This is a genomic window from Fimbriimonadia bacterium (genome assembly GCA_039961735.1).
GTDB lineage: Bacteria > Armatimonadota > Fimbriimonadia > Fimbriimonadales > JABRVX01 > JABRVX01.
The window spans coordinates 22662-49047 of record JABRVX010000022.1; the positions used below are offsets into that span (position 1 = coordinate 22662).

26 protein-coding genes are annotated in these 26386 nt (G+C 61.6%); 10 read left to right on the forward strand and 16 right to left on the reverse strand.

Features of this window, described 5'->3' with window-relative positions:
* The first annotated feature begins 62 nt into the window (after positions 1-62).
* The 3 genes from HRF45_07630 to HRF45_07640 are packed head-to-tail and all read left to right on the forward strand — an operon-like array spanning position 63 to position 2556.
* The gene (locus HRF45_07630) at positions 63-728 is read left to right on the forward strand and encodes a thiamine diphosphokinase (protein MEP0766391.1); all 666 of its coding nucleotides are present in this window, start codon (positions 63-65) and stop codon (positions 726-728) included.
* On the forward strand, positions 713-2137 hold the full coding sequence (locus HRF45_07635; GenBank protein ID MEP0766392.1) for a sodium:solute symporter family protein: 1425 nt from the start codon (positions 713-715) through the stop codon (positions 2135-2137). Before HRF45_07630 ends, HRF45_07635 begins: the two co-directional genes overlap by 16 nt.
* Before the next feature lie 17 nt (positions 2138-2154).
* Positions 2155-2556 carry an FHA domain-containing protein gene (locus tag HRF45_07640; GenBank protein MEP0766393.1) on the forward strand — a complete coding sequence of 134 codons (402 nt, stop codon included), beginning with the start codon at positions 2155-2157 and terminating at the stop codon, positions 2554-2556.
* Here HRF45_07640 and HRF45_07645 read toward each other — a convergent pair.
* Together HRF45_07645 and lepB are read right to left on the reverse strand one after the other, a co-directional pair.
* Positions 2553-3008 carry an NUDIX hydrolase gene (locus HRF45_07645; GenBank protein MEP0766394.1) on the reverse strand — a complete coding sequence of 152 codons (456 nt, stop codon included), beginning with the start codon at positions 3006-3008 and terminating at the stop codon, positions 2553-2555. The two genes, HRF45_07640 and HRF45_07645, sit on opposite strands and share 4 nt — an antisense overlap.
* Positions 3008-3472, reverse strand: coding sequence for a signal peptidase I (gene lepB / locus HRF45_07650; protein MEP0766395.1), 465 nt, complete (start codon positions 3470-3472; stop codon positions 3008-3010). Before lepB ends, HRF45_07645 begins: the two co-directional genes overlap by 1 nt.
* A 57-nt stretch (positions 3473-3529) precedes the next feature.
* Here lepB and HRF45_07655 point away from each other — a divergent pair, with 57 nt between their 5' ends.
* Genes HRF45_07655 through HRF45_07665 form a run of 3 tightly spaced genes read left to right on the forward strand, consistent with a single transcriptional unit; the run spans position 3530 to position 5543 of the window.
* Positions 3530-4039 carry a DUF4446 family protein gene (locus HRF45_07655; GenBank protein MEP0766396.1) on the forward strand — a complete coding sequence of 170 codons (510 nt, stop codon included), beginning with the start codon at positions 3530-3532 and terminating at the stop codon, positions 4037-4039.
* Positions 4030-4632, forward strand: coding sequence for a sigma-70 family RNA polymerase sigma factor (locus HRF45_07660; GenBank protein MEP0766397.1), 603 nt, complete (start codon positions 4030-4032; stop codon positions 4630-4632). The genes HRF45_07655 and HRF45_07660 overlap by 10 nt, the downstream gene beginning before the upstream one ends.
* A 35-nt stretch (positions 4633-4667) precedes the next feature.
* Positions 4668-5543, forward strand: coding sequence for a hypothetical protein (locus HRF45_07665; GenBank protein ID MEP0766398.1), 876 nt, complete (start codon positions 4668-4670; stop codon positions 5541-5543).
* A gap of 81 nt (positions 5544-5624) precedes the next feature.
* Here the strand turns inward: HRF45_07665 and HRF45_07670 are convergent, their stop codons facing one another.
* From HRF45_07670 to HRF45_07690, 5 genes are all read right to left on the reverse strand, one after another.
* The gene (locus HRF45_07670; GenBank protein ID MEP0766399.1) at positions 5625-6191 is read right to left on the reverse strand and encodes an isochorismatase family protein; all 567 of its coding nucleotides are present in this window, start codon (positions 6189-6191) and stop codon (positions 5625-5627) included.
* Positions 6192-6333: 142 nt separating this feature from the next.
* Positions 6334-7074, reverse strand: coding sequence for a metallophosphoesterase (locus tag HRF45_07675; protein MEP0766400.1), 741 nt, complete (start codon positions 7072-7074; stop codon positions 6334-6336).
* A gap of 18 nt (positions 7075-7092) precedes the next feature.
* A complete protein-coding gene (locus HRF45_07680; GenBank protein MEP0766401.1) occupies positions 7093-9465 on the reverse strand; it encodes a hypothetical protein in 2373 nt (790 codons plus the stop codon).
* An 88-nt stretch (positions 9466-9553) separates the two neighbouring features.
* Entirely contained in the window at positions 9554-11812 is a 2259-nt protein-coding gene (locus HRF45_07685) for a hypothetical protein (protein ID MEP0766402.1), read from the reverse strand.
* A gap of 89 nt (positions 11813-11901) precedes the next feature.
* Positions 11902-12186 (reverse strand): nitroreductase family protein, encoded by a 285-nt coding sequence (locus tag HRF45_07690; GenBank protein ID MEP0766403.1) that lies wholly within the window; start codon positions 12184-12186, stop codon positions 11902-11904.
* Between the two features lie 64 nt (positions 12187-12250).
* Between HRF45_07690 and HRF45_07695 the strand changes: the two genes are divergently transcribed.
* Entirely contained in the window at positions 12251-13957 is a 1707-nt protein-coding gene (locus HRF45_07695; protein MEP0766404.1) for a hypothetical protein, read from the forward strand.
* A 355-nt stretch (positions 13958-14312) separates the two neighbouring features.
* Here HRF45_07695 and HRF45_07700 read toward each other — a convergent pair whose 3' ends face one another.
* The 5 genes from HRF45_07700 to hslU form a co-directional block, all read right to left on the reverse strand.
* Positions 14313-15014 carry a SagB/ThcOx family dehydrogenase gene (locus HRF45_07700; protein MEP0766405.1) on the reverse strand — a complete coding sequence of 234 codons (702 nt, stop codon included), beginning with the start codon at positions 15012-15014 and terminating at the stop codon, positions 14313-14315.
* A 246-nt stretch (positions 15015-15260) separates the two neighbouring features.
* Positions 15261-15608 (reverse strand): hypothetical protein, encoded by a 348-nt coding sequence (locus HRF45_07705; GenBank protein ID MEP0766406.1) that lies wholly within the window; start codon positions 15606-15608, stop codon positions 15261-15263.
* Between the two features lie 40 nt (positions 15609-15648).
* Positions 15649-15912: a hypothetical protein gene (locus HRF45_07710; GenBank protein ID MEP0766407.1), complete on the reverse strand. Its 264-nt coding sequence runs from the start codon at positions 15910-15912 to the stop codon at positions 15649-15651.
* A complete protein-coding gene (locus HRF45_07715) occupies positions 15909-17474 on the reverse strand; it encodes a hydantoinase B/oxoprolinase family protein (GenBank protein ID MEP0766408.1) in 1566 nt (521 codons plus the stop codon). Before HRF45_07715 ends, HRF45_07710 begins: the two co-directional genes overlap by 4 nt.
* Positions 17475-17484: 10 nt before the next feature.
* Complete coding sequence (gene hslU, locus HRF45_07720; GenBank protein MEP0766409.1) at positions 17485-18921, reverse strand: ATP-dependent protease ATPase subunit HslU; 1437 nt, start codon at positions 18919-18921, stop codon at positions 17485-17487.
* Positions 18922-19007: 86 nt separating this feature from the next.
* Here hslU and HRF45_07725 point away from each other — a divergent pair, with 86 nt between their 5' ends.
* The 3 genes from HRF45_07725 (at position 19008) to HRF45_07735 (ending at position 21564) form a co-directional block, all read left to right on the forward strand.
* Positions 19008-19511: a redoxin domain-containing protein gene (locus HRF45_07725; GenBank protein MEP0766410.1), complete on the forward strand. Its 504-nt coding sequence runs from the start codon at positions 19008-19010 to the stop codon at positions 19509-19511.
* 206 nt (positions 19512-19717) lie between these two features.
* Complete coding sequence (locus HRF45_07730; protein MEP0766411.1) at positions 19718-19942, forward strand: hypothetical protein; 225 nt, start codon at positions 19718-19720, stop codon at positions 19940-19942.
* 209 nt (positions 19943-20151) lie between these two features.
* The gene (locus HRF45_07735) at positions 20152-21564 is read left to right on the forward strand and encodes a CPBP family intramembrane metalloprotease (GenBank protein ID MEP0766412.1); all 1413 of its coding nucleotides are present in this window, start codon (positions 20152-20154) and stop codon (positions 21562-21564) included.
* A gap of 137 nt (positions 21565-21701) precedes the next feature.
* Here the strand turns inward: HRF45_07735 and HRF45_07740 are convergent, their stop codons facing one another.
* From HRF45_07740 to HRF45_07755, 4 genes are all read right to left on the reverse strand, one after another.
* Complete coding sequence (locus HRF45_07740) at positions 21702-22085, reverse strand: hypothetical protein (GenBank protein ID MEP0766413.1); 384 nt, start codon at positions 22083-22085, stop codon at positions 21702-21704.
* 167 nt (positions 22086-22252) lie between these two features.
* Positions 22253-24952, reverse strand: a complete 2700-nt coding sequence (locus HRF45_07745; protein MEP0766414.1) for a vitamin B12-dependent ribonucleotide reductase — start codon at positions 24950-24952, stop codon at positions 22253-22255.
* A 184-nt stretch (positions 24953-25136) separates the two neighbouring features.
* Positions 25137-25604: a transcriptional repressor NrdR gene (gene nrdR, locus HRF45_07750; GenBank protein ID MEP0766415.1), complete on the reverse strand. Its 468-nt coding sequence runs from the start codon at positions 25602-25604 to the stop codon at positions 25137-25139.
* Between the two features lie 156 nt (positions 25605-25760).
* On the reverse strand, positions 25761-26386 hold a 626-nt coding region (locus tag HRF45_07755; GenBank protein MEP0766416.1), incomplete at its 5' end, for an ABC transporter permease.

Below are 26386 nucleotides of genomic sequence, written 5' to 3' on the forward strand. Positions count from 1 at the left end.
GTTCTCCGACCCACGATGCCCGATGTCCGATTCGCGCTTGAGACGAGCAAGGGCGGGTAAAAGTGAGTGCATCGAAGGCTGTCATAGTTCTGAATGGGACTCCTCCATCGAAAAGGCTCCTGCGAACTTTAGTTCGTGCAGCGGATATCGTGGTCGCCGCGGACGGAGGTTCCAAACCCCTGTTAGATGCAGGTCTTCCCTTCCAGGCAGTCATCGGTGACTTAGACTCCGCGCCCGAACGCATTCTCCAGTCCCCTACCGAGGACTTCGAGGTCATCCACGACACGAGCCAGGATACCACCGACGCGGAGAAAGCTCTCTACTGGGTACTGCAGTGTACCGATGCTCGCGACATCATTCTCACGGCGTCTCAGAGTTCCGAGATTGACCACGTGCTGGCCACCTTCAGTGTTTGCGCCAAATACGCACACCGGGGAAGGGTGCGAATCGTCGAGGATAGGTGCCTGGTCCACTTCGTAACGGACGAGGCGGAGTTGCATCTCCCCCAGGGGACCACGCTGTCGTTATTGGGCCTTCCATCCGCGGACAGGATTCAGACTCACGGCCTGCGGTGGCCACTTTCAGCGGAGTCTCTTCGTTTCGGCATGCGCGACGGGGTACACAACGAGGTGATGGAGAACCCCGTGCGCCTTTCTATCCGCGAGGGCTGTCTTGGGGTGTTCCTGTGTAGGAATAGGAGCGACCCCTTCCGTTGGCCCGATTCGTAACAGCCGACTACGTCGTCGTCGCGCTCTTCCTCGCGTTGGTGTTTGTCGCGGGCTTCGCCGCGCGTCGCAAAGGCGTGTCCGAGTTCATGGTAGCCGGTCGGGCGGTCACGTTGCCGGCCCTGGTTGCAACCCTCGTCGCGACATGGTACGGCGGCATTTTGGGCGTCGGGGAGTTCACCTACAATTCCGGTATCACCAACTGGTTCGTCAATGGCTTCCCTTACTACGTCTTTGCGGTGCTGTTCGCCTACCTGCTGGCCCCGCGCATCCGCGAGTCGGACGTGTACAGCCTCTCGGACCGCCTGTTTCAGGCGTACGGACGACCCGCATCGGTCATCGGCGGCATCCTGACATTCCTGCTGACAACTCCTGCTCCCTACCTGTTGATGATAGGCGTGCTGCTGCAGAGGGTATTCGGGATGGGCTTGGTGGAGGGCTGCATCGTCGGAGGCATTCTCTCGACCGTGTACCTATATCGCGGTGGGCTGCTCGCCGACATTCGAGTGAACTTGGTGCAGTTCGCTGCGATGTACATCGGCATCGCCGTCATCCTCCCGTTCGCAGTGGCTCGGTATGGCGGGTTGGAGTTCCTTCGAGAGAACCTTCCACCCCTGCACTGGACGTGGGACGGAGGCCACGGCGCCACCTATGTGATCGCATGGTTCTTTATCGCGCTTTGGACGCTCGTGGACCCCTCGTTTCATCAGCGCTGCGCGGCAGCGAGGAGCCCATCGGTCGCCCGCAAGGGGATCCTCTGGAGCGTCGCGCTGTGGTTCGTCTTCGACTCGATCACGACGACGGTCGGGCTTTACGCGAGGGCTGTGTTTCACGATCCGCTCTTAGCCGACCCGAAAATGGCTTTCCCGGAGTTGGCGGATGCGGTGCTCGCGCCCGGTTTCCGAGGGGCGTTCTACGTTGGCCTTCTCGCCACCATCATGTCCACCTTGGTCAGCTATGCGTTCCTTGGCGGTGTGGCGTTCGGACGCGATATTCTGTGGCGGCTGCGCCGTGAGGTGAGCGAGGAGAAGTTGCCCGGCTACACGCGCTGGGGGGTGGCGCTGGCGACCGTGATCGGGCTCGTCGGTGCGCTCGCCATCCAGAGTGTGGTGGAGCTGTGGTGGACCGTCGGGTCGTGCATCATCCCAGGGTTGCTACTGCCAGTGGTACTGGCCTTCTTCCCGAGTGCGAGACCTGGCCCCGTGGTAGCCGTGGCGATGATGATCGGCGGCAGCGTGACCTCCACGGCATGGTTTCTGATAGGCAAGGCACATGCGGTGGACGGCTGGCCGGTGTACCCGCTCGGGGTCGAGCCGATGTACCCTGGGCTGCTGCTTACGCTTCTCGTGTACGCTCTCACGACTCTATGGGGAGGAATCGGCTACCGGGAAAGAGAACCGGCTAGCGCATGATGGAAGAAGAGTCCTTTGTGGAAGAAGAGCCCCTGGAGGCTCCCATTGAGCATCCGGCGACCGAGGGGGTGGCGCGCCTGCGATACATGGACGCCACCGGCCCCACCGAGCGCGTGTTCGAGTTGCGCGACGACAACCTGATCGGCCGCTACGACCCAGCGGTCTGCGAAGTGGACGTGGACCTCACGGAGTTCCCCGACTCGAAGTTCGTGAGCAGGCGGCATGCACGGATTCGGCGCGAGGGCGAGCAGTGGCTGCTCAGCGACCTCGGATCCGGTAACGGCACGTTCCTCTATCGCGGGCCGGACGTGCAGCCGGAACGGGTCGGCGAGGAAGCACCCATCGCGGATGGGGATGAGATCGCATTCGGCAACATCCGCTGCAGGTTCGAGGTGACGGCAACGGAGCCTGCCGACTAACGGAGAGCCTCGAGTGCTCGTTGGAACATCGCCTCGTAGTAGGGTGACCAGTCGAAGTAGTTCTCCCTAAGCTCTGCCAAGCTCATCAGCCGCACGTCGTCGGCCTCGGACGGAATCGTCGGTTCGGCCAGAGACTGAAGACGCCCAACGAACGCCAGCCCGACCTGCAGGCCCGAAGGGCGCTCCCACACAACCGACCCGAACGGGCGCAGGTCCGTCGAAGTGCAACCCGCCTCCTCCATTAGTTCGCGCTCGGCTGCTTGCTCCGGTGTCTCACCCTCATCCACCGAGCCACTGGGGATGCACCAGCCACGCCCTCGGATCCGGGAGACCACGAACCGGTCCCCATCCGTCGCGAACACCAACACGAAGGAGACCGGTCGGTCCGGCTCGGTAAGCGCTTCGAAACGAATGCGTCCGTTGAGATACCGACCTTCCGGGATTGCACTCATCACCGAACAACCTTTCCGAGAATGCGAACCACGGGCACGGGACCGAAGCGCCGGCTGTCGTCGCTCTCGGCCAGGTTATCACCGAGCACGAATACGTGGCCGGGAGGCACCATCATCGGCATCCTCCCGGGGGCGAGGGAACCCGGGACCCAATCCCCTGGCAGTGCCACAACACGCTTGATAAGGAAGCCAGCGTGCGGTCCTTCGTTGTCGCGAATGACCACCACGTCGTCTCTGTTGGGTTCCCCGAATAGCCAGAAGGCTCGCGTTACCAAGAGCCGCTCGCCGGAGTGGAAGTTCGGCTCCATGGACCGGCCTTCGACGACGACGGTTTGGAAGTTCAGATAAGTGAACACGGACAGTGCGAGAAGCAGAACCAGGGTCACGATAGGCGCGGGACGGCGCCGCTCGGGGCGCGGCGGCAGTTCGGGCGGGCTGACCCTACTGAGTTCGATCAGCTTCATCTCGCATAATAGTACGACGCGGACGCGGAGACGTTCGCGCAGCACGGAGGCATGACCTTGGGCAGTTTCGCAGAATCTCTTGGTATTGGGACGAATAACCTGGCCGCATGGCTTATGGCGGTGATCTTGGTCCAGGCGATCTCCCTGGTGGCGCTCGCTGTGCTGTGGAGACGCACGGCCGGCTCGGCACGGAGATGGGATGGACTGCTCGAGGGTGCCGAAGGTCTGGGAGCCGTGGAGATGCTTCAGCGCCACTTGCAGACGCTTCGGGAGCATGAGGACCGCCTGGCCAGGGGGGACGCTCGGGTGGACGCGCTCTCCTCGCGTCTCGCACACTCGGTGCGCCGGATCGGACTGGTGAAGTACGACGCTTTCGAGGACGTTGGCGGCAAGCAGAGCTTCACCCTCGCCCTGATGGACGACGCCGGGAACGGCACCGTTCTGACGAGTCTGATTGGCAGGAATGAGTGCCGGGTGTTCGCTAAGAGGCTCGAAGGCGGCCGCGCCGATGTGGCTACGACGGCGGAAGAGGACGCCGCGATTGCCGCGGCAGGGAGATGGGACTGAGGCCCCCGAGACCCGAACACGAAGCCGAGCTAATCCTGCGGGCGCAGCAGGGCGAACGGTCGGCCTTCGACGGTTTGGTAGCCCTTTACCAAAACCGCACGTATCAGTTCGCCCTACGGCTCTGCGGGAACCCCGACGACGCCGCGGACTTGGTAGCGGATACCTTCATTCGTGCCTTCCGCGCCATCCGGAGCTTTCGCAGCGATGCTGCGCTCTCGACGTGGCTGTTCAAGATACTGTCTAACGTGTATCTGGACATGAGCCGGCGCGAGCGACACCGAAGGCACGTCTCGCTGGAAGCCGCACAGGATCTCGGCGACAGCGAGGTGCACCGGCAGGTGGCCGACGAGGGCTCGGACCCCCAAGAACTGGCAGAGTTCTCAGAGCAGTCGAGGGCGCTCTTGAAGGCGATCCGTGAGCTCCCCCACGACCAGAGGCTGATGGTGCTGATGTATCACACCGAGGGCAAGTCCTATGAGGAGATCGCGGAGGCGGTCGGGCACCCCATCGGCACGGTCAAGAGCCGATTGCATCGGGCTCGCATGAACCTGAGAAAGATCCTGTCGGGACAGGCGGAACTTTTCCAGCCGTAGCCGAGTCAGACGAGCAGAACCGGGAGATCGCGACTATGAACTGCGTACAGGCTCGAGATCGATTCTCCGAATACCGCGAAGGCAACCTCTCCGAGGGTCTTGCGGGTCATCTGCGTCGCCACATGGAAACCTGCGCGGAGTGCAGGGCCGCCTTTGCCGAGTTCGAGCGAGTGTGGCAGATGCTCGGCGAGATCGAAGAGGCCCCGATCCCCGACAATCTCGACTATTACATCCGGGCCCGGATCAGTAACGATGCTCTGCAGGCGCGCGAGGCGGCTCGCGGAAGCTGGCTTCGTTGGGTCCGGAATGTGACCGCCGTGGGCGCGGTGGCAGCCGTGCTCGTGATTGCCTACATGAACGTGGTTCCCGAGGGATTGCAGATAAGCGGCCTATTCGGCAGGACGGAGGAACCGACGCCGTTAGACGTCACCGTCCAATCCCTTTCCTGGAACGAGCGTGCGCCCGCCCTCGAGATCACGGCGAATACCGCGACCGATGTCCGGCTGCAGCAGTTGTCGGGATATGGCGACGCGAGCGAAGTGGACTCGTTTCGCGTCGGCAAAGACAAGACCGTCCGTGTTGCGCTGAAGAGCTTGGCAGACGCTTCTCGACCAACTGTGCTGTGGGTTACCACAACGACGGACGGGCGCGACCAGATGGAGTTCTACGTTCTTCCATTCGGCCCGGCTGTGAAAGCCGAGGTGGTTACTGGTGAGGCGTTGTCCGTGCTGCTAACGGCGGCTTCGCACTATGACGTGCCGATCGTTGTTCGATGGACCGTGCCGAGCGGTCAACTGTTGGTGGATTGCCGTTCGGGGTCCATCCAGGAAGCCCTGCGGCAAGCGAAGGGCTTGGAGGATTGGGTCGCGGAGCGGATGGGCGATTTCGTGGAACTGCGACCTAACAGATGACTCTCTCTCCTTCTCTCTAATCAAGTAGAGCAGCGAACGGCCCCCGTGGATTCAGCCCTCCGCGGGGGCCAAGCATTGTAATTACTCCAATCCCTTCACCAACTCCAGAATCTGTTTGAACTCGGGCGTGCCGCTCTGATACAGCCACTCGTACACGACGCTCTCGCTGTTGGTGAGAATCGCGCCGGCATTAGCCATACGATGGAGGGCGTACTTGTGGTTCTTCTTCCCCCTTGCGGATACGGCATCCGTCGGGATGCCGACGGTGTAGCCGGCGTGAAGCAGATCGTGCGCCGTTTGGTTGATGCAGATGTGCGTCTCGATGCCGCATAGCACCACCTGGCGCCGTCCGCTGGCCTGAAGGTCCATCGCGAACTTCTCGGCGCCGTAGCAGCTGAAGCATAGCTTGTCGGTGGGCAGGCAGTCCTCCGGCAGCACTTCCTGAATCTCGGGGACCATGCCTCCCATTCTCGTGGCGTATTGCAGCGTTGCGAGAATGGGGATGCTCATCACGCGCGCGGCCTGGATGAGGAAACGTGACCGGCGAACGACGCGGTCCTTGTCATCGCAGGGGTCGAGGAAGGGCTTCTGGATGTCCACCACGACCAGAGCGGAGGCGTCCTTGTCGAAGAGCTGAGGGTGTCGCATGGCTACCAGTTTGGCTCAGTCGGGAGCCGCGGAGCAAGCCAGCGCCGTAGAGGTAGGGAATGCGGGTAGCAATGCGGGGTTGGCTCAGTGGGTTCCCGCCTTCGCGGGAACGCCAACCTCTGTGCAACGGTGCCGGGCAGCCCTACGAGAGTGGCAGAAGGCGATAGGAGGTGAGGCGCACGGGAGGGCCGAGCATGAGAACGGCCTCTCCCACGCAGCGCCCGTGGGAGCCCGCTTGAACGATGGGCACGCCGTCTTCCATCTCGGGCTCCGTCAGCGCGTCGTGCGAGTGGCCACCGACGATGAGGTCGAAGCCCAGACCTGCTGCCGCAATCTTGCGGTCCACTTTGAGTCCCACGTGTGTCAGTGCGATCAGGACATCGCACCTGTCCCGCAACTCGGGCGCAAATCGTACTGCCGATGCTACTGGGTCTTCGAACAGGAAGTTGCTGAGTGCGGACGCCACCATGCGAGGCGTGACCATCGGCACCGACAGCCCCAGCACTCCGATCGTGACCATCCCAAGACGCAGCAGAGCGTATGGTGCCAGCCTCGGTTCCGCGGGACGCTGAACGTACATGTTGGCGCAGAGCACCGGCATCGGGGCGCCTTTGAGCTTGGCGCGAAGTCCGCCCTCCGTCACGTGAAACTCTCGGTTGCCGAGCGTGAGTGCGTCGTAGCCGGCCACCTCCATTCGTTGCCACACGGGCTCGGGGCGCAGCGGGATACCGACGTTGCCGGTGCGGATCGCGTCGCCGGCGTCCAAGAGAAGTGTGCCGGTGCGTTCGGCCTTCAGGCGCGCAAGGTACTCGGCACCCGCATCGGACAGCTTGCCGTGCAGGTCGTTGGTGAACAGCACCCGAAGGTTGGACAGCTTACTCAACAATGGATTCGGCGTAGATCACGGTTCCTCGTCCTCGTACTCCCGCATCATCCGTTCCCTCTCCGCTTTCGACTTCTCAATAAGTCGCCTCACATCCGGCGGCGGGTCCTTCGGGTCGAAGGACGAGTTGGGCACCTCGTGCGACACTCCCACGCGCACGGCGATCACCACCTCCGGCGCGAGGTGAACCCGGAAGTGGTAGTCCTCGAACACGACGCGTCCGAAGCGTGCACCGACACCGAATCGCCCCATCTCCTCGAGACTGTCCTCCATTCCGGACATCATGGCGGCAAACTGCGCCTCCGGCATCTCCATCCGGTACACTGTCTCGCCTCCTGCACCCATCGTGGCGGCCATGTAGAAGCCGTTCGTGGTCTTTCTTTCCAGTGAGACGGCGACGGGCATCGGCGTTTTGTCTGGGATGTACTCCGTCCAGTCATACGGCTCGGGGGGTGCGGCCTCACCCGGCTGCGGTAAAGGCGTTCCCAGCGGCTCCGGTTCGAAATCCCATTCCTGGAACAGCCTCATGCCGCCGGTTTCCGAGTACCGCTTTACGAGGGTGTGGATCGCATCGCGCGCGGCAGGTGTCATTACCTGGAGAGGGATACGCCCTCCACTGACGAGGGCGTTCCGCTGGGCCGCACTCAGTCCGCCCCACATTCGAAGAACGGAACGCGAGGACGCGTCTGCCAGCGAGGCAGCCGTTCGGCTTTGGGCCAAGAACCCGGTCAGCGTCCAAGGCCCACTGCCCTCGAACTGCTCTTCAGTCAGGCTGGATGCGATCTGCACGAGCTCGTCGAAGGACATCTCAGCGCCGTAGCCGACATTCTGAAGCCTGGCGTACACTGCAGGTGGGATCTGCCTCGGACGCCAGTACGCCCAGTCGGAAGTGCGAAGAGTGATCCAGCCATCCTCGAACTTCCACTCGATGCTGCCGGAGGCCTTTAGCGTGTCCAGCAGGCGGCCCACCTGCTGCTCTCCGCGCGCCATGGGGCCAAAGGGAGCCTCGAACTCCATGGCAGACGTACCGATGTACGCGTCGGAGATCAGGCAGACACCCGCGCTCTCGGCGATAGCGTGACGGACCGGGGTAACCAGCACGCTGAATAACCCCTGCTTCCGAAAGCCTTGGAGCACGTTCATCATGCTCTCAGCCTGCTCCCCTTCGTCCAGTGAGTCGAGACCGCGGAACATCTGTGGGACCTTGACCGGCTTGCCGAGCACCGGATCGTGGCTGTAGTCCTTCTCGGTCTTCAGGGTATCGCCTGCCTCGTCGTCGCCTTCACGATTGCGTCGTGCGTATCGGCTCTCGGCGCCGAAACCGTATTCGGAGTAATACAGTGGAGTCCGGCGCGCGTCCATCGCGATCAGCTTGGCCTGCACCATACCACTTCTGCCACTGACACCGAAGTAGCTGCTCCCGCCAGCTGGCATGTACAGGGTGATGGACACGATCGCCACGTTCTGGTGCGCCACCATCTCTTCGGGCCCGCCTTCGGTTGAGGGGCTGAAGCGGGGCATCGTGTCCCAGTGCAACCGCTGCTCCGCCGGAATCGCGTCCTGGTCCGATTCTTCGTTGGGTCCACCGGACGAGTTGGGTTCTTGGGACATTCGAAGCCACTCGCGGGTGTTCGCGACCCACGAGCCGGGCAAGCGGCCTTGTGTGGTACGCGGGGTCGTGCAGAAGGAGAGCGGCGTGCCGGATGCGAGCTGCATCCACTCCCTGTCGCCCAACGTGGAGATGAACTGGACCACAGCGCGCCGGTCGGGCTGCAGGAATTGGCCGAACTCCCCCTCCTCTTTACCCTGCCACTCTCGGTAGGCCTTCTCCTCCGGTGTTTCGCGCCACGGCTCGTCTGGATTACGCGACTCGTGGAGCTTCTGCCAATCCACTTTGGGTTCTTGGCGATACCATTCGAGCAGTTTTGTGCGGTACGTCGCGAGGTCGTGTTCGGTGAGCGCCGCTTCCTTTGCAATTGCCTTGCGAAGCGGCTCGATGCGCGCGAGCTCTTGTTGGGAACGCAGCTTGGCTTCTGCGGCGACCGACTCGGAAGACTGGGTGAGGAGGTACTGCTTGCCGGTTCCCGCTGTCTGCACCTGCCAGGTGAAACCAAAGTGCGCCGCGAGTTTCAGGAGCACTTCTGCATAACTCTTCTCTCGAGCGACGAGGATCACCATATCGTTGGCCACTCGGTTCCCTGCAGCGATATTCACACCGGTTTCCTTCGCGATGGCAGCGAGCAGGTCCGATATCGGAAGCGCGTCGAACTTGCGGCTGAACACCGCTTGCAGTTTGGGCTCTGCGCGAATCTGGTCCTCGGCGGTCTGGGCAGCCGAAGAGGTTGCACCCACACTGAGCACAGCCAATAGGATGGGCCATCGAGATAGCATCGGTTCCCTCCCCTGAACGAGCATCGAAAGGAGAATAGGCAACTAGTATACGCCGCAACGTGGGCTAGGGTGGCGTCGGCAACTGCCCTTATCGGTCCCCAGACGATTCGGTCTCAGCTGAGAAACGCTTCACCTCGTCGGGCAAGGCGTCCCCCGTGAACTCCTCGCCTTCCGCCTTGCGAGAAGTCCTCGCAGCGGCGGTGACAGTAGTGTCGTTGCCGAGGTGCACGCTCACTATTAGGCTGTCGCAAAAGAACTTGCCAAACCGGTAGGTCGTGCCCATAGCCTCCATGTCCCTGCTCGTTTTCGAGTAGCTACGCAGCATCCGCTTGGCACCCGACGGGGGTGGCTCCATCGCAAATGCTACGCTGCCGTCGTCTGCAACCAGCCGAACGTAGTACGAGGGAGTGGCGTTTGTCCGGGCCGCCAGGTATACGAACCGTTGGGGTAGCGGCGGAAGGTACTCGGTCCAGTCGAAAATCACGCCATAGGGTCTTCCCATTGGGATCCTGTCGGCCTTATCCCATTCGAAAGGATAGCCGAACTCGGCGAATCCTCCCGACATACCAATCGGTTCTAACTGTACGAGGGCTTCCAGCGCCTTCCGAGCACCAGGCGACAGGGTTTCGTAGGGGACGGGTCCGCGGGAAAGTAGGGTGTCACGCTGGGCGGTCGAGAGCTCGGCCCACAGCCTCAGAGTGTGGAGCGCCCTTTGCCCTATGAGGCTATTGGCGCCCACCGAGCCGGCGAACACCTCGTAACGCTGAAGCGGAATCAGTCCGCGACACTGGGCAGGGGTTAGTCTGGCGGCGAGCGCGGCCAGATCGTCCAGTGTCGGGCGCTCGCCACCAGCGAAGTCCATCAGTTTTCGCACCAGCCAAGGCGGAGCCGTTGATGAGCGTTGGAACTGCCAGTCCTTGGTGCGCATCTCGATCCAGCCGTCCTCGATGCGCCACGTCTGACCGTCCTTCTGCTCGAGAATATCCAGCAGTTCACCCGCGCGGAGCTTCTCAGGAATAAGTCGGCTCGTGCTGCGAACCAGGCTCGCGATGAGCAGCTCTTGGTAAGCGTCGCAAATGAGGCTGTGGCCGGTTGCATCCGCGATGGCTTTGCGGATCTGGGCCACCGAGGGCGCGAGAGGGCCCTTCTCGTGCATGTCGCGGGTGTATTGCCGCATCGCCTCACGGCGCTCCCCTTCATCGGGTGAGCCGAGGGCCGAGAACACTTTTGGCACCGTTACGTACCTGCCAAGTACTGAGTCCTCGGAATAGTCCTTCCGTGGCGAGGGGGCTTCCCGTTCGGCCTCCGCCCAACGCATCGGCACACCGAACTGATACGCTGCGAAGCGGATGGGTCTGCGGGCGGGATCGTATGCGCTGAGGGCTACACGCAGATTTGTCACCAATCCGGCACCGAACAGGTTGACGCTCGGTTCCTCGATTTGAAAGACGAGGCCCACGCTCGTGATGGGCAGGGTCGGGTCCTCGCGACCGAGCCGGGTGCAGTAAACCGAAGGGAGAACGGCGCGTGCCGCCCGCGTTTCAGGCCCCATGGGGTCCTGACCATCGGGCCGCGGCTTGTCCGCTCCCTCAGACCAAGCCCGCACATCCTTCAGCCACGAGTTCGACAGGCGGCTCTGGTAGGTTCGAGGAGAGGTGTGGTAGGAGATCGTCTCGCCTCGAGCGAGCCGAAGCCATACGTCGTCACTCAGCGATGCAACGAACTTTGCAACGGCTAGTCGGTCGGGTTTGAGCCGTTCCTGATCCTCGGCTTCATCGCTGCCCAGCCAGGATTGGTACGTCAGCCACTCTGGACTGCGATACCAGTTGGAGTCCTCCTCCGGTCCCGTATCCGGCTCTTTCGGTTGCCGGCGGTACCACTCGAACAGCTTGGCCTTCCTCTGCTCTATCTGCTCGGCGGTGATGTTCGCGTCTTTTCGCGCATCGGCTTTGATCTTCTCGATGCGCTCGAGCTGGAAGCGATCGCGCCCCTTCGCCTCTTCGGCCGCGGCAGCGGATGTCTGGGTCAACAGGTAGTGCTTCGTCTTCCCGACGTGCTGGATCTCCCAGGTGAATCCGAAGTGTCGTGCGAGCTCGAGGAGGACCTCGGCGTACGACTTCTCCCGAACGAACAGGAGCACCATGTCGTCTGCAGCCCTGTTCGATGCAGACATGCCGACGCCTGTCTCTTTGGACAGAATCTCGATCAGTTCAGACATCGGCATGGGATCGAAATCGCGCGAGAACACTGCCTGTAGGGCCGACTCGGCACGAAGCTGCTGTTCGGGGCTCATCTTGGTGTCCTGCGCGGCGAACAGCGTGACAGATACGATCAGGTGAAGTAGCATCACTGCCTGCCTCCGATACCAGCCACCGTAGCCGGGGGTCCTGGTTTATTATACAGCTTAAGGTCACGGACGCTGCATATGGCAGGTGATTACTTCTTGCGGCCTATGGGGATGATGTAGAGGGGCACCTCCTCGTCGGGTAGCATGAGGACCCGCCTCACCTCGCTGTCGTCATAGCCGCCGATGCACACCGACCCTAGCCCGAGTGCAACGGCCTGCAAAGCTATGTTCTGCACGGCGTGCGTCACAAGAAATTCTACTTGACATTCGCTCATCTCCGTGATACAAATACGAGTAGCACTCCGTCCGTCGGTGTGCAACGCGAATCGGCACGGAGTTGGGTGGGCCCCGCCAGTTCTATGATGTGGATGCATTCGGTGCGCGAGGAGTACTCGGTTTTGGACGTGTGATGTGGGATAGCCGAAAGGAGTGTGGAAGATGTCGAGAATAGTTGCGGGCGTTTGCTTAGCTTGCTTTGTCCCTTCTGCCGCCTTTGGCGATGGAGCGACGCCGGCTTATACGTTGATACCTTCGAGCGCTAAGGTCGAGTACTCCTACGGTGTCTCTAGATATCGGGCTTACTCGCTGCCAACAGGCAGCCTGGTGGAACAAGTTTATGGCCTGGCCGTGGAGTGGGAGAGCTTCAAGAACCTGAGGTCCTACCTACTAGACGAGTATATTGATATCGGGTTTACGCTCAAGAATACTGGCAACGGGAGAGACTATTTCCAGGTTGGTTTTGGGAGTAACGCCGAGAACTGGGTTAGGGACTCTGGCTATCCAGTATACGGCCCAGGAGGGCGATATGACCTTTCGAAACCGACCTTGCTCGACCGCAATCAGAGCATATCCTTGAGGCTTCAACTTAAGGCGCCCAACCTGACGCAGATGCCTTTCGGGACCTCCGAGGGAATGGACGGGTTCCGTGCGGCACTATCCGCCCACTCTCAGGGCAGTGTCCACGCGGCTCACGAGCAGGGGCTCGTGACATGGTGGCGTGAGGACGTAGTTCTCGGTAGGCAGGTCCTCTATGCTGAAAAAGGCTGGTGGAGCGTGTGTAACCAGGCTTTCGGGGAAAGCGAGCTTACGGCAATTGCGGCTGATGCCACGGGGCTTTACCTCGCCATGTCTAATGGGAAGATGTATGTCATGTCCCCAGATTGGAGCGAAATCTCAGAACACACCCCGGAACAAAAATGCGTACTGACTGGCCGACCCACATTTTCAGGCGGCTATCTCGCTGCGAAAAGCTCGAACGGTGGGCTGTTCATCGCGCACACGACTAGCTTGTCTGGCGGCGTATGCTACGTGCCTCCGGGAGAAGCTGCTGTCAGCAGCGACCCCGCTCCACTCACCGACGGCTTCGCTGTCTTGCTGTCGAACGGGAGGCTACGAAAGGTGTCGTTTGACGGTGCTTGGGGTCCAAGCTTCCTCCTGCCGGGTCAGGCAGCAACTCCTCCCGTAGCCTACAAGGGACTAGTCTACGTCGGGCTCCAGTCGGGCGCGGTTGTCTGCGTAGGCCATGATATGAGACTGCACTGGGTGTCCCATCTCTGGCAGGGACCGCTGCAGTTTCTTGCCCCAGGGCCAGAGCGGTTTCTCGTTTTTGCTACCACGACGAACAGGGTTGGAGTGCTGGACTTGGATGCTCGCATGCCATTTTGGGTCAATTCGCTGCCATCGAGCGTCCTGGCCATATGCAGTGGTGATCGCGGGGTGTATGCGCTGTGCTCGGACCGTATGGTTCACGGGTTCCAGCTAGCTACAGGAGCCAGTCTGATCGGCTACCCGACGCGCAAGCTGCCTGGTGAGACTGAGGATCTGGCACATGGCATTGTTGCCATCGCGCGCTCCACTGACACACCAGAATACGTGTGGGCTGCAACTCGGGCTCCCCTTGGTTTGGTTGGTGGCAACGTCAGCGACGCCTCTCTCTTCGCTTTCTGCGGCAATCTCGGGATTAACCTCTACGGCGTTGGCAGGGAGCCGCAGGTGGAAACCGAAACGATTCACGAAATATTTCCGCCGGTAGTGCTACCCTTCGGTATGCCACCTCTGATAGCCGTGGCGGTCAACGGTAGGCTGGGAAACCAGGGTAAGAATTGGTCGTGGGTCTACGTTTGGCGCCCCGACTTCAAAAGGTGAATGTGCTTCCGTCACGTACCAGCCGAAGCTCAGCGAGCCCTTCGCCACACATCGTCCTATTCTGACCTTAGTGCCATCGCCCCGATTGCCTGCGATGTCCCAGCTTCCGCAGTTAGTAGTGCGGACTCCTTCCTTCTGAACCTAACGGGTGTCCTAATGTCGTTCCTGGCGAACCTCATGAACACACGGATGTGGAGACGAGCGATCTCCAGGACGGATGCAGTATGCTGTTTCACCGCGTGTGCTCTGCTGCCACGAAGCGATCGGCCTTTCTTTGCTAGGCTTTCAGGAAGCATGCGCCACCTCGAATTTCCACCAAGCCCGGCGCAGGCCCAACGGTGTATGTGGTAGGTGATTACTTCTTGCGGCCTATGGGGATGATGTAGAGGGGCACCTCCTCGTCCGGTAGCATGAGGGCCCGCCTCACCTCGCTGTCATCATAGCCACCGATGCACACCGACCCTAGCCCGAGGGCAACGGCCTGCAAAGCAAGATTCTGCCCGACGTGCCCCGCTTCCATGTGCACGAAGCGCTCGGCACGCAGGCCGTACTTGCCGGCAGTCCGGGAGTAGATACCGGCGATAACAAAGGAGACGGGCGCTTCTCGGATCGCGGCTTGATCGAGGGCGCCGGAGCACAGCGCTGCACGTTGATCACCCTTCGTGATCAGCCGGAGGGCATGGTCCTTGGGGATATACCGATACATGCCGGGTTCCAGACCATCCACTTGCCCGACGACCAAGTAAGCCTCGAGTGGAAAGAGCGCCCCTGCCGACGGTACAGTCCTGAAGCCGGAAGCCTTGTCCGTGACGCCTTGTGCCGCCCACGCCAGCTGGGAGATCTGAGCAAGGGTAAGCGGGGAGTCGGCAAACGAGCGCACAGACCTTCTCTCATAGATCGCCTTCTCGAGACTTGTCTTTCCGTCAGTAGCTGGCGGCGGCAAAGTGATGCTCGTTGTGCTCGGCGATACAGTGTCGAGTTCTGAGACAGCCTGAGGTTCGCAGCAGGTGCCGAGCACCAACACTAACACGGGAATGCTGCTAAATCTGCGTCGCATCGCGATACCTCCTATTCTCGTACGCCCTGGCGGGAGACTGCGATGCACGTCGCCCTCAGCAGACACCCACGAATAGAGGGGCGTGGCGACTGCGAAGAGAGAAGAACGAGCGCGAAGATGTCGCCGGGGTCGTCGTGGGTCGTGACTTGCGAAGGGTCGGTGCTGGCTCGGTAGACGTGGGCCATGGGATAGAGAGCTCCCACCTGTCAGCGTACGTCATGCCACATCGAATCAGTCCACATTGGCTTACAGGTCGCGAAGCAGCTCGAGAACGAGCGTGCGCAGCTTGTCGCGGACGTCGCGATACACATCCAACCCATGGCCATAGGGGTCGGGCAGTGGAATGTCCAGAGTGCGGCCGCGGAAACCCGGGCCGACGATGCTCTTTGCAGGCACGTCGCACAGGGACACTGCGACGTCGAACGAAGCCAAGTCTAAGTCTGTCACCCTCTTGGACACCTTGCCCGATAGGTCAAGACCGACTTCCGCCATGACGGCGACCGTCTCGGGCAGAATGCTCCCCCCGCCGTAGATGCCGGCACTGGCAAACTCCGTGGAATCGCCGGCCAGGTGCCACCCCCACGCCTCTGCCATCTGACTTCGGATGCGATTGCCGTAGCACAGGAAAGGACTTTCATTTCACGTGGGCGTGCCTAGCCTTGACCCACACGCCGATGAGGAAGCACGCAGCGGCGCCCGCAGCCGCCGTCCAGTCCGCCGCCGGTATCTCCATTCCCAGCGAGAACACCGCGTAGCCCGCCAGGCAGAGGCAGCTCAAGCCGAACCACAGGGAACCCGCCTTTCCACGCCTGGGCCCGACGAAGAAGAGCAACGACACCGCGACGAACGCGGCGGCGTAGAAGAGCGTGGTGCCAATGCCGCCCTCGGGGAGCGTCACGGCGGGGTGCCCCATCCGCCGCCGGAAGGCGTGTTCACCGTCAGCGTTCCGCCAGCGCCAATCGTGAAGGACCCCTTCGCAGGTGCTCGCCGTCGCTTGCCGTCTTCCTCGATGACGTCTATGCCCGTTCTCCCACTGTTTCCGCCAGCGGCCCCATAAGGTGCCGTGATGCGGCGGTCTGCGAGGAGAGACCCGGTAACGGGAACCAGAAATCGAAAGGTTTTTTGCACACCGGCCCCACCTTGGTGCCGACCCTTTCCGCCTCGTCTCCCCGCGCGATACTCGATGATCTGCACCGGCATCTCTTGCTCCAGGGCTTCCACGGGTGTGTTTCGAGTGTTCGTCATGTGCGAGTGGAGGCCCGTCGCGCCGTCTTGGCGCGCAGATGCGCCCCCACCGCCCCCGATCGTTTCGTAGTATGCAAAGGCTCGTTTGCGGTGCGGGTCCCAGCCGCCGAAGGTCAGATTGTTCATGGTGCCCTGCGATGCTGCGGGCACTCGCTCCGGCGCGGCTTGAGCAAGGGCGCCCAAGACGACATCCGTGATTCGCTGACTGGTTTCCACGTTGCCACCCGACACTGCAGCCGGATACGACGCGTTCACTACCGTTCCCTCCGGAGCCAGCACCCGGATGGGTTGGCGGCAGCCCTCGTTGGTGGGCGCTTCGGGGTCCAAGAGACAGCGGACGGCATAGAGGCACGCCGACTCGGTGACTGCGAGAGTGGCGTTGATGCCGGCGGGTCGCTGCGGCTCGCTTCCCGAGAAGTCGAAGGTTACCGAGCCGGAAGAGAGTTCTGCTCGAACCCGGATGCGGACTGGCCTAGCGGTCACGCCGTCTGAGTCCAAGTAGTCCTCGAAAGTGTACTTTCCGTTCGGAAGGGAACGAAGCGCGCCGCGTGCCAACGCTTCGGCATACGCGATGGCTTCGTCCGTGCTCTGGCGGAAGACGGTCGAGCCGTATCGCTTAGCCAGTGCCTGCAAGCCCTCGGCACCCGAGCGGTTCGCGGCCATCTGGGCAAGGAGATCTCCTCGCCGCTCGTCAGGGTGTCGGGAGTTGCTGCACACCAAGTCGATCACGTCGTCCACGAGGCGGTCTTTGGCAGCCAGCCGCACCGGCGGGATACGGAGACCTTCGCCGAACAGGTCGGGCACGTTCGGCATGGAGCCCGGGGTGACTCCTCCGACGTCGGCGTGGTGCGCGCGGGAAGCCACGAAGCCCAAGATCTGGTCACTGAGATAGACGGGGGACACGAGCGAGATGTCCGGCAGGTGCGTACCGGCGAGGAAGGGATCGTTGCAGGCGATAACGTCTCCCTCGCGCCACCGCACGCGCGGGATCAGCGCCCGGACCAGCGCGGACATGGCGCCGAGATGGACCGGAATGTGTGCGGCCTGGGCGATCAGCCGCCCGTCAGAGTCGAAGAGTGCGCAGGAATAGTCACGCCGTTCCTTGGTGTTCGCAGAGAAGGAACTGCGCTCCAGTCGCACACCCATCTCCTCCGCGATAGAAGCAAGTACCTCGTTGAACGCGACTACCTTGGCTGGGTCGAAGCCTGGGGACACCGCACGGCCCCTACAGGATGTAGCGACACAGATCCGTGTCGCTGGCGATGTCCGTGAGTCGTTCGCGCACCAGCTCTGCCGTCACAGTTACGACCGGCGGGTCAATCTCCGGGGCTTCGAAGAGGTAGGGCTCGAGTACGCGTTCCATCACCGTGTGCAATCTTCGCGCACCGATGTTCTCGGTTCGCGAATTGATGTCGGTGGCTATCCGGGCGATCTCCTGAACCGCCTCGGGCTCGAAGTGTAGGGTGATCCCCTCTGTGCCGAGGAGTTGTGCATATTGGCTGACCAGCGAGTTTTGGGGCTCGGTGAGAATCCTCAGGAAGTCTTCCTCGTTCAGCGAGCTGAGCTCCACGCGGATTGGAAGCCGCCCCTGCAACTCGGGAATGAGGTCCGAAGGCTTCGCGACGTGGAAGGCTCCTGCGGCGATGAACAGCACGAAGTCGGTCTTGACGGGTCCGTACTTGGTGACTACGGTAGTACCCTCGATCAGCGGGAGCAAGTCGCGCTGCACGCCCTCGCGTGACACATCCGGTCCGGAGCCTCCGCTTGCACCGGTCACCTTGTCCAACTCGTCCAGGAAGATGATGCCGGTCTGCTCGACGCGCGCGATGGCTTCTTTGGTCACGGCCGTCTGGTCCACCATTTTGCGGGCTTCCTCTTCCGTGAGGATCGGGATTGCCTCTTTCACGGTCATGCGCTGAGAGGATCGCCGGCCCCCGAAGGCGGAGAAGGGGTTGGCCATGTCCACTCCCATCTCTTCCATGCCCTGGGCCGAGAAGACTTGGATGAAGGGGCTGCTCGGTTCTTCGATCTCCACATTGACCAGGTCGTCATCTCTCGCGCCCTCTCGGATCTGCTGAATGATTAAGGACTTGGCTCTGGCGCGACGGTCGCTAGGCTCTGGTTCCTCTTGCTCTGCGGGCTGCGCCACAGTCGCCCCTTCTGGCCGGAGCGTTCCCAGCATCTCCATCGCTTGGGTGAATAGCGGGTGGGGGCGGCCTGCCGGGCGGGCTTCGTCTCTGTCCTCGCCCATCAAGAGGTCGGCGATGCGGTCCAGGGCGCGTTCGCGGGCGGTATCGGCGACCTCGGCGGTACGCTCGCTTTCCACGAGGCGAACGGCGATGTTGGTCAGGTCGCGGATCATCGAGTCCACGTCTCGGCCGACGTAGCCCACTTCGGTGAACTTGGTGGCCTCGACCTTGAGGAACGGGGCCTTGGCCAGTTTGGCGAGTCTGCGAGCGATCTCGGTCTTCCCCACCCCGGTCGGGCCCATCATCAGGATGTTCTTGGGGAGGATCTCTTCCCTCTGGTCCTCGGGAAGGCGTGCGCGTCGGAACCGGTTCCTCATCGCGACAGCCACCGCGCGTTTGGCCCGGTCCTGGCCAACGATGTATTTGTCCAACTCCGCGACGATCTGTCTGGGGGTCAGGTCCTCAATGGGGATGTGCAGGTTCAGCACGGCCGCGATTATACCTTTGGCTCCTTTGTGCCGAGAATCACGGTGACTGCCCGCGATATCGGAGGTGGCAAGTGCGCGGTTTCCTCATTCTCACCGCCTTGACGGTCGGTGTCATGTCCGGCGGCGCGCCGCTAGGAGTGGGCTCGAAGGTGCCAGAGCTTACACTGCCCAGGGCGACCGGTCCCAACATCAAGCTGAGCACGGTGTGGTCGAAGCACCCAGCAACAGTGCTGTACTTCTGGTCGTTTGAGCGCGGGGCCAATCCTGACCAGTTCCTGGCCCTGCAGAACATTCACACTTCGAGTTTTCCCGACGTCGGCATCGTGGCGTTGTGCATCAACGGCACCGACACCGCCGCTTTGGACTGGCAGAAGCAGACTGGCTGCACGTTCGAGTTCGCGGTGGATGCGTCGGCTCAGGGAGCAACGGCGCGGATGTTCGGGGTGAAACGTTATCCCACCGTGTTCATCGTGGACCGAGAGGGACGAATCACCTATCGCGACAACGCATTCGATGAGGGCAGGCTTCGTGAGGCGCTCATCGCAGCGGGGTGTACACCGAACGACGGAGAGTAAGGTTGCACCGGGGGACGAGAGGCGCCTGCCGCGCTGCGCGCGGCAGGCGCCTAGCTTTTTCGGAGGCTAGCGGGAGGGCAGACGCCTTTTCGAGGAGGCATTGTGATAGGGGCCGTAGGGCACAGTGTCGTTATCCCCGCATTGTCTTCGTGCATACTGATGTCTACTATTTGCCTCGTGGCGGATGAATACGACAGAAGTCGGCTATGGCATTCAAGTTCGGCGCTGTGATGCTGTTTCACGACGACCCCGCAGCGCACGCGAATTGGTACGAGGATAAGCTCGGCTTTCCTAAGGGAGATGCCTGGGGGTACGACCATGTTGACGTGATGGTAGGGGAGATGTACTACGGCTTCGACAAATTCCACGATGGGCCTCGCCCTGGGCTCGGCTGGATTCAACTATTCTTCAGACTCATCCAACTGCGATGAAGACTTTGTGGCCATTCGCGACAAGGGAGCCGAGGTTCTTCAGGAACCGAAGACCCTACGGCAACCAAACCTGGATCATGCAGCATATTCAGTAACCAGGGGAGCAAGCGGATGGGTGGCCGATCTCCGCAATTACCCATCCGAACCTGTCCGGCGCCGCGGCAACCTCTCCCATGTGGCTGAAACGCAATGTGGTATCACGGTTTCGCATGGTTGAAGAATGCCCGGCGTCAAGCCCAGATCCAGAGTTTCAGCTTCCTGAAGCGCCACACGAGTCCGGCAACCCCGTCGGTTGGATCATCGTCGGACTGGTGGTACTGCTACTCTTCACGCTCAACACTGCGACCTCGCTGACAACCGAACGATTGCCCGGTGTGGTGGTGGATGCGGAGCGCGAACTCGAACTGGCAGTGGCGACCGGCCGAGCAGACGCGCGGCAGTTCGCGCCGACAGCGAAGAAGCGAGTGCAGGAACTGCTGAAGACCAAGGGGCCTGGTCGTGATCACGCACTACGCGTCGCGGCAGTACTGCAGTGGGAGTACGGCTTCGGCGACCCGGCGGGAACCGTTCGGGGCCTCAGCCGGGATGCGAAAGACGAACGCGACCGTCGCCTAAACCGCATCTGGAAGGCCATTTATGGGGATCGGCGATTCCTTCCAGGCGACGTTGCCGAAGCCCCTGAGCTACTTCAGGACTTGAAGTATCCGACCGTGGCGAGTCTGACGGAGATCCATCTCTTGGAGAAGACGGGGCGTGAGCAGGAGGCCGGGCAACTGCGCAAGGGCCTCGAGAAGTCACCGTGGAGGTTGCTCCCGGCCGGGCTCATGTTGATCGCTTTGACTGGTCTGGCGGTCTTCGGCTTCGCACTGATGCTCCGCTATCTGGCCGAGGAGCCCCTGCGCTTGCGGTCGTACAACGGTCCGTGGGGGCTAGGTGCGGGTGACTCGATGGCCACGGCGTTCCTTTTCTATCTGTTTGCGGGTGTGGTGTTCTCGCTGCCTCTCGCTGCGTTGCCACAGGACACGGCCGGTAGCGGGCTTCTGCTCCTAAGCGTGGAAGCCGTCGCCGCGATTGCTGGGCTAGTTGCCTCGCTATGGTTTCTCGTTAAGCTTGCCCATCGCGTGGGGTTCTTCGTTCAGGACATCGGACTAAAGGGGAAACTCGACTTAGTGAGTCTTCGCATCGGCGTTCTCGGTGCATGTGCTTCGCTGGGAGCGCTCGCCATCGGCGCCTTGATCACGGTTCTGCTTTTTCCCGGCTCGATGCAAGACACGAATCCTATTGCAGAACTTGCGGCGAGCGGTGGCATCTGGGGTGCGATCTTGGCCTTGGTGCGTGGCGTAGTGATAGCACCCATCGCGGAGGAGATCTTCTTTCGCGGCGTGTTGTTCATGGGCTTGTGGCGGAGACTGGGGTCGTTCTGGTGGGCTGCCGTGTTGTCTTCACTCGCGTTTGCGGCAGTGCATCCCACTTTGCTGGGCGGCCTCTTACCGTTGATGGGCGTGGGCATCGTGGCGTGTGTGCTGCTGCGCGAGACCGGCAACCTGATCCCCTGTGTGGTGATGCACGCGGTTTACAACGGCCTCTTGCTCGTCCTTGCCGCCATGTACGGCATGGCGTAGTACCCCTCTTCAGACTCCCTCACGCTCGTCGGTCCCTTTCTATCCCTCCCGGCTATCCCCCGCCACGTACATGCACTCCCAAGAAGGCCACCACAAGAAGTTCTCAAAGAGTGACGCCGGCAGCACACGCAAAGTACCTATCTTCTCAGCAGGTAGCCTTCTGGGTGGGTGGTGTGGGTGTTGGCGATGGTAAGCAGATGAATCGGGCCGTCGTGGTCATACCAGACGGAGCGTTCGCGACCCCAATAGGCGTGGAACACGTTGGTGCCGTCGGGGTGTCGGCGCCAGCCGTCCTCTCCCCAGCCGGTGATCAGCGCGACGTACGCCGACGGGGGCAGTTTGATATCGTGTCGGAACACATACAGCCGGTCTCCACGTGTGCGCGGATCGGTGGAGTGAATGCCTAGGTCATCGGTGATAAGGTAGCCGAGGAGCGGTATACGTCGCACTCCTTGATTTTGTAGGAGCACGAACTCCTTTTCCGGCTGTGTGGACCTCTGAACCCCGACGATGCGGATCATAACTCGTGTTCGGCGGCGCGATATTTAGTGCTCGTACCCGCCGAGAAAAGAACGCGGGGAGCTCGACCTACAGAGCTCCCCGCAATTGCAGGGAGTGGCTACGAGCAGTCGTTGCGAGCCCCGTCCTCCCGCACGGGGTCTCGACGAAAATCTATTGTCAACGAGTCCTAACCGCAGCCATAACTCAGGCCGCAGTTCGTGCATCGGTAGCAGGCCGCGTTACGTACCATGATCATCCCGCAGTCGGGGCATGGGGGTGCGTCGGCCTGCGTCATGAAGACGCGCCGCTCCTGCTCGATAAGCGCCGAGCCCTTGTGTTCCGGATCGCGCTGCTTGCCAATCGCAGAGACTTCCTCCAGCGACGGGCTCGGGGTCGGCAGGTCGTTCGGCAAGAACCGAAGTGCCAGCCAGCGGAACAGGTAGTCCATGATGGACTTTGCGAACGGTATCTCCTTGTTCCCCGTGTATCCGCTCGGCTCGAAGCGTGTATGGCTGAACTTCTCGACCAGCGTCTTCAGTGGCACGCCGTATTGCAGTGCCAACGAGATGCTGGTAGCGAAGCAGTCCATCAGGCCGGAGATCACCGACCCTTCCTTGGACATGGTGATAAAGATCTCGCCGGGCGTTCCGTCCTCGAAGAGCCCAACGGTAATGTAGCCTTCGTGTCCACCCACGCTGAACTTGTGGGTCAGGCTTTGCCTTTCCGCTGGGAGCCTCCGCCTAACTGGTCGCGAGGCCTGACCTGCGGTTTCCCCCGGTTTGCCGGTGGACAGCGGCTGGGTGCGCTTGCAACCGTCTCGGTAGATGGCGAGTGCCTTTAGCCCCAGTCGCCAGCCTTCCATGTAGAGGTCTTGGATGTCCTCCACCGTAGCGTCGTTCGGGACGTTCACAGTCTTGGAGATCGCCCCGGACAGGAAGGGCTGTACGGCGGCCATCATCCGGATGTGCCCCATTGGCGCAATGGACCGAGTGCCGTTGAGAGGGCGGAACGCGCAATCGAACACAGGTAAGTGCTCCTCGCGAAGTCTCGGAGCATCCTCTATGGTGTCGTTCTTGTCTATGTGGTCCAGAATGTCTTGGACCGCGTCTTCTTCGTAGCCCAGTGTGCGCAGCGCTTCGGGGACCGTCTGGTTGACGATCTTCATGAGGCCGCCGCCGACTAGGCTCTTGTACTTGACCAGCGCGATATCGGGCTCCACTCCGGTGGTATCGCAATCCATCATGAAGCCGATCGTGCCGGTGGGGGCCAGGACGGTGGTCTGCGCGTTTCTGAGGCCGACGGTAGAGCACGCATGAACGACGTCGTCCCAGATTGTCCGGGCGGCATCCACCATTCCTTCGGGGCAGAGGGCGGAGTTGATGTCCTCCACCGCCGCTCGATGCTGCTTCATCACGCGCAGACACGGTTCGGCATTCTTCGCGAAACCAGGGAACGGACCGCCGCACTTCTCCGCGATCACACCGGATTGGCGATACGCTTCACCGGTCATGATTGCGGTGATTACCGCTGCGTAAGCCCGGCCCCGGTCGTCGTCGTAGGGGATACCCCTTGCCATGAGGAGGGCCCCGAGGTTGGCATAGCCGAGTCCTAGGGGTCTGTAGTCATAGCTGTTCTGAGCGATAGCCTCCGTCGGATAGCTCGCGTTATCCACGAAGATCTCTTGCGCAGTGATGGTTACTCGAACTGCCGCGCGGAAACGTTCGATATCGAAGTCTCCGTGTTCGTCGCGGAACTTCATCAGGTTGAGGGAGGCCAGGTTGCAGGCGCTGTCGTCTAGGAAGACGTACTCGCTGCACGGGTTGCTGGCCCGGATGGGGGCCGTATTGGCACAGGTGTGCCAGTGGTTGGTCGTGTCGTGATACTGGATTCCAGGGTCGCCGCACACCCATGCCGCCTGTGCCATCCGGTGGAACAGATCGCGAGCACGGTACTCCTGCATCGGATGACCGTCGGTAACTGCGCGGGTGTGCCAAGGGAGGTCGTCCACGACTGCCTGCATGAAGTCGTCCGTGACGCGAACGCTATGGTTGGCGTTCTGAAACATGACACTGTCGTAGGCTCCGCCCGGCACGTTGAAGCCAGGGTCGTAGCCAGCTTCGATGAGAGCCCAAGCCTTGCGCTCTTCGCGCTCCTTGCACTCGATGAACTCCTCGATGTCCGGGTGGTCTATGTTAAGGATGACCATCTTGGCGGCGCGGCGTGTCTTTCCGCCGGACTTGATCACTCCGGCGAAGCTGTCGAACCCCCGCATGAAGCTGACCGGCCCGCTCGCCTTTCCGCCGCCGCTCAGGTCCTCTTTGCTAGAGCGAAGGGTAGAGAGATTAGTGCCGGACCCGGACCCGAACTTGAAGATCATGCCTTCCGTCTTGGCAAGCTCCAAGATGGATTGCATGGTGTCCTTCACCGAGACGATGAAGCACGCGGAAGCCTGGGGCTTCTTTTCGATACCGATGTTAAACCAGACGGGGCTGTTGAAGCTGACGCACTGGTGGACTAACAGGTACTTCAGCTCGTCCCCAAAAGCGTCTCGGTCCTCGGGCGTGGCGAAGTAGCCGCACTCGTCACCCCAACGCTGAATCGTATCCACAACGCGGCCGATGAGTTGTCGAACGGACCGCTCGCGCGAGGGACTGCCCAACGGGCCCCGGAAGTACTTACTGGCCACGACGTTGGTGGCAAGCTGAGACCAAGTGACGGGGACCTCGACGTCGGGCTGCTCGAATACGACTTCGCCACGCTCGCCGCTGATGCGCGCGGTCCGGGTTTCCCACTCGACCGTATCGAATGGGTCCACTCCCGGTTTGGTGAAGAAGCGGGTTACGGACAGGCCCGGGCCCTTGCCGAATGTCGGACGCTTCGCTTTCATCTCCGTGCCTGCGCCGGAGGCTTGGGCTGTGCTGCCGTTCGCACCGTCGCCCTCCCTGCCCATCTTCACAACCGCGTGGGTACTGATTGCGGCAGTACCGCTCGAATCGACTCCCTCCGTCACGGGTCCCCCTTCCTTAGGTGACATACAGCCCCCTGAACCAATCTCCGCTTGCGTGACCGGCCTAGGTGGCCGACCGCCTTCCCTTGCGCATGTTCTCGACGATGTCTCGGAACTGCGCTGCGTCCTCGAACTGCAGGTACACCGAAGCGAATCTCACATAGGCGACGGGGTCCATGAGGGCCAGGCGCTCCATGATCAGATTGCCGATCTCGGTGGACGGCACTTCGGGCTCTCCGCTGTTGAACAGCGCACTCTCGATATCGTCCACTGCCTTTTCAAGGACCGCGACCGCGATGGGTCGCTTCCTGCACGCAACTTCCATCCCGCGGAGCAGCTTATCTCTACAATATGGCTCGCGCCGACCGTCCCTCTTGATCACCATGAGGCGCTTCTCTTCGATCTCCTCGAAGGTGGTGAAGCGTCGGCCGCATCCCAGACACTCCCGACGCCTGCGTATCGCCGAGCCTTCCCTTACCGGTCTGGAGTCCAGGACGTGGTCATCATCGTGACCACAATAGGGACATTTCACGGTGCTAGGCCTACCGCCATATATTGATGCTAGGCAAGCATATCACACAACGCGTGGCGTGTCAAGGCCTCGTTAGGAAAATCTGTTGATTCTTGGCCGGTCGCTGTGTTGACGGGTGGATCAGTATGTCGGGTGCCTCTTCAACATGTTGAGTTTTTAGGCTAGCGACTTGCGGAAGCGCGCCGAGGCGATGGCGACGATTACCACCGACATTGTCACCAGTGACGCCATCCATGGCCAGAGGTCGCCGAACCCCGCGCCACGCACGATGATGCCGCGAAGGATCTCTAGGAAGTGCGTGACAGGGATCAGGAAGCTGAAATAGTACACGATGGCCGGCATCGAAGCCCGTGGAAACATGAATCCCGAGAGCAGGACGGACGGGAGCATGATCAAGAGAGTGCCCATTAGCGCCTGCGCCTGAGTTCTCGCCACGGTGGAGATCAGCAGGCCGAGCCCGAGCGCAGCCCCGAGGAACGTGAGTGACATCAGTAGAAGCAGCGGCACGCTTCCGTGGATTGGCACATTAAAGACCAAGCGCGCGGCCACGAGCACGGTGATCACCTCGGCGAAGCCGAGCACCCCGTATGGCAACATTTTGCCGAGCATCAGTCCCACCTTGCCGACGGGGGTAACCATGAGTTGCTCCAGCGTGCCCCGTTCTCGCTCGCGCACCAACGAGAAAGCCGTCAGAGCCACCGCAACCACCTGCAGGATGACGCCGATGAGCCCAGGCACCATGAAATTCGCGCTTCGGGAGTCGGGGTTGAACAAAACGCGGG